The following is a 2181-nucleotide window of genomic DNA, read 5'->3' on the forward strand; positions in this document are numbered from 1 at the left end:
TGCGGGTCGTCGAATCGGGCAGGGTCGCGATTGGCGGCACCGGGCAGCACCATCACCACGGTGCCGGCCGGAATGCGCACACCGGCCAGTTCGGTAGTGGTGCGGGTGAGCCGGAAATCGCCCTTGACGGGCCCGTCCATGCGCAGCAGTTCCTCGACGAAATCCGGGATCAGGGCGCGATCGGCGCGCAGCGCGGCCTGGAGGGACGGGGTGTCGGCCAGGTGCCGGATCCCCGCGGTGATCAGCCGGGCGGTGGTGTCCTGACCTGCGCCGAAGAGGAACGTGGCCAGCCGGACGAGTTCGACCACCTCGGGAAGTTCACCGTCGGGGTAGGTCGCCGCGGCCAGGGCGCCGAGGACGTCGTTCTGTGGGTTGGCGCGGCGGTCGGTGAGGTAGCCGGTGAACTTCGCGTCGAGGTAGTCCAGCGGGTTGGTGGCCAGGGTATCGGCCTCGCTCATCGCCCCGACCTGCTGCGCGAGCAGGTGACGGCGGAAGTCGTCGTGGTCCTCTTCCGGGACACCGAGCAGGTTGGCGATGGTCAGCAACGCGAAGGGCTGGGCGAATCCGTGCAGGACCTCGACGGTGCCGTCGGCCAGGAATTCGTCGATCTGCCTGTCCGCCAAGCGCCAGAGGAACTCTTCGGATTCCTCCATGCGGCGAGGGGTGAACAGGCCGGCGAGCAGGCGACGGATCTTGGTGTGCCGGGGCGGGTCCATGGTGACCAGGTGCTCGTTGAGCGGGAATTGGTCGCGATATTCGTCGATCTGGTGGTTGATGTCGTCCCCGTCCGGGATGAACGGCAGCGGCGGAAACGGGCCGATGGGCGCGGTGATGTTGGAGAACACGGTGGTGTTGCGGAGTACTTCGAGGGCTTCGTCGTAGCCGGTGACCGCAAGGACACCATGGCTGACCGGGTGCACCGGGCAGCGCGACCGCAGATGGTCGTAGAACGGGTGCGGATCGTCGGTGAAGTACGGGTCGGTGAAGTAATCCCGGGCGAAGTCGCTCTCGAGCTGGTCGACCGGGCAGGTCGGGGAGTTCTCGGGTGCAGCGGTCACGGCAAACTCCTGTCTGGGCGCACGGACGGGACCGGCTGTAGCCCCACCCCGATGCTGAGCAGTTGCATAGCGATGCTGAGCACATGGATAGCACGCCCGCCGGAACGTGGTCAAGGTCACACCCCGCCGACGCCCCGGATGTAAACAGACTTATGTCGCCTCGAGTCGGAATGGCCCGGTTCCCAATCCGCACAACGGATTCGAAGCGCACAGCGACTCCCGACTCGAATCGGACAATCGATCATCGGTCATGTCCGTCGACATCTACCGCCGCGTCGATCGTCGCGAGCCCGGAATCACGACAGGTGGTGACCCCTTACAACCTGCCGCGCCGTTCGCCTCCCGAAGAACCGAGGCATACCCGCCATATTTCCGGCTCCGGCGCCTACGATGCGAGCACACCCGACCCGATGTGCGAATCCTGGAGGTGGACGACGCGCATGGCATCGCCGCGCAGAATCGGGGCTCCCGACGCGAAGAACCGGACGGTACTGCTCGACGCCGCCGAAACGGTCATGATCGAACACGGCTACGCCGCCGTCTCGTCCCGCCGCATCGCCGAACAAGCCGGTCTCAAGCCACAATTGGTGCACTACTACTTCCGGAGCATGGACGAGTTGCTGTTCGAGGTGTTCCGACGTCGAGCCGAGGAAGGCCTCGAATACCAAGCGAGCGCACTGGCTTCGCCGCAACCGCTGTGGGCGCTGTGGGAGTTCAGCACCGATCCTGCCGGCGTGGCACTGACGATGGAGTTCATTGCACTGTCGCGGCACCGGCCGACGCTTCGGACCCAAATTGCCGAATACTCAGAACAATTCAGGCGCCAGCAGGCCGACGCAATCGCTGCCGTCCTCGACCGGTACGGAATCGAGCACGAAGATCTTCCCCCAGTCGTGGCGTCGGTCCTCATGACGTGCCTGTCCCGTGTGATCATCATGGAGGATTCGCTCGGCGTCACCGGTGGCCATGCCGAAACAGTGAGCCGCGTCGAGCACTGGTTCCACGCACTCGAAGGCCCCAGACCCACCCGCCCAGGGTGACGTCGACCCCCGCCGGCAGTGATTCGATCCGGGAAAGCCGAAGACCCCCACCGGAATCGGTGGGGGTCTTCGGTAACGGGTGT

The 2181-nt window shown here is 65.5% G+C and carries 2 protein-coding genes; one reads left to right on the forward strand and one right to left on the reverse strand.

Annotated features, from left to right (window positions below; genetic code table 11):
* Positions 1–1058, reverse strand: a 1058-nt coding sequence (locus I0Q12_RS34825) for a cytochrome P450 (protein ID WP_197251366.1), incomplete at its 3' end; no start/stop codon positions are given.
* Between the two features lie 440 nt (positions 1059–1498).
* Between I0Q12_RS34825 and I0Q12_RS07710 the strand changes: the two genes are divergently transcribed.
* Positions 1499–2098, forward strand: coding sequence for a TetR/AcrR family transcriptional regulator (locus I0Q12_RS07710; RefSeq protein WP_197251367.1), 600 nt, complete (start codon positions 1499–1501; stop codon positions 2096–2098).
* The last annotated feature ends 83 nt before the right edge of the window (positions 2099–2181 follow it).

Source organism: Rhodococcus sp. CX, from assembly GCF_015865005.1.
Taxonomy (GTDB): domain Bacteria; phylum Actinomycetota; class Actinomycetes; order Mycobacteriales; family Mycobacteriaceae; genus Rhodococcus.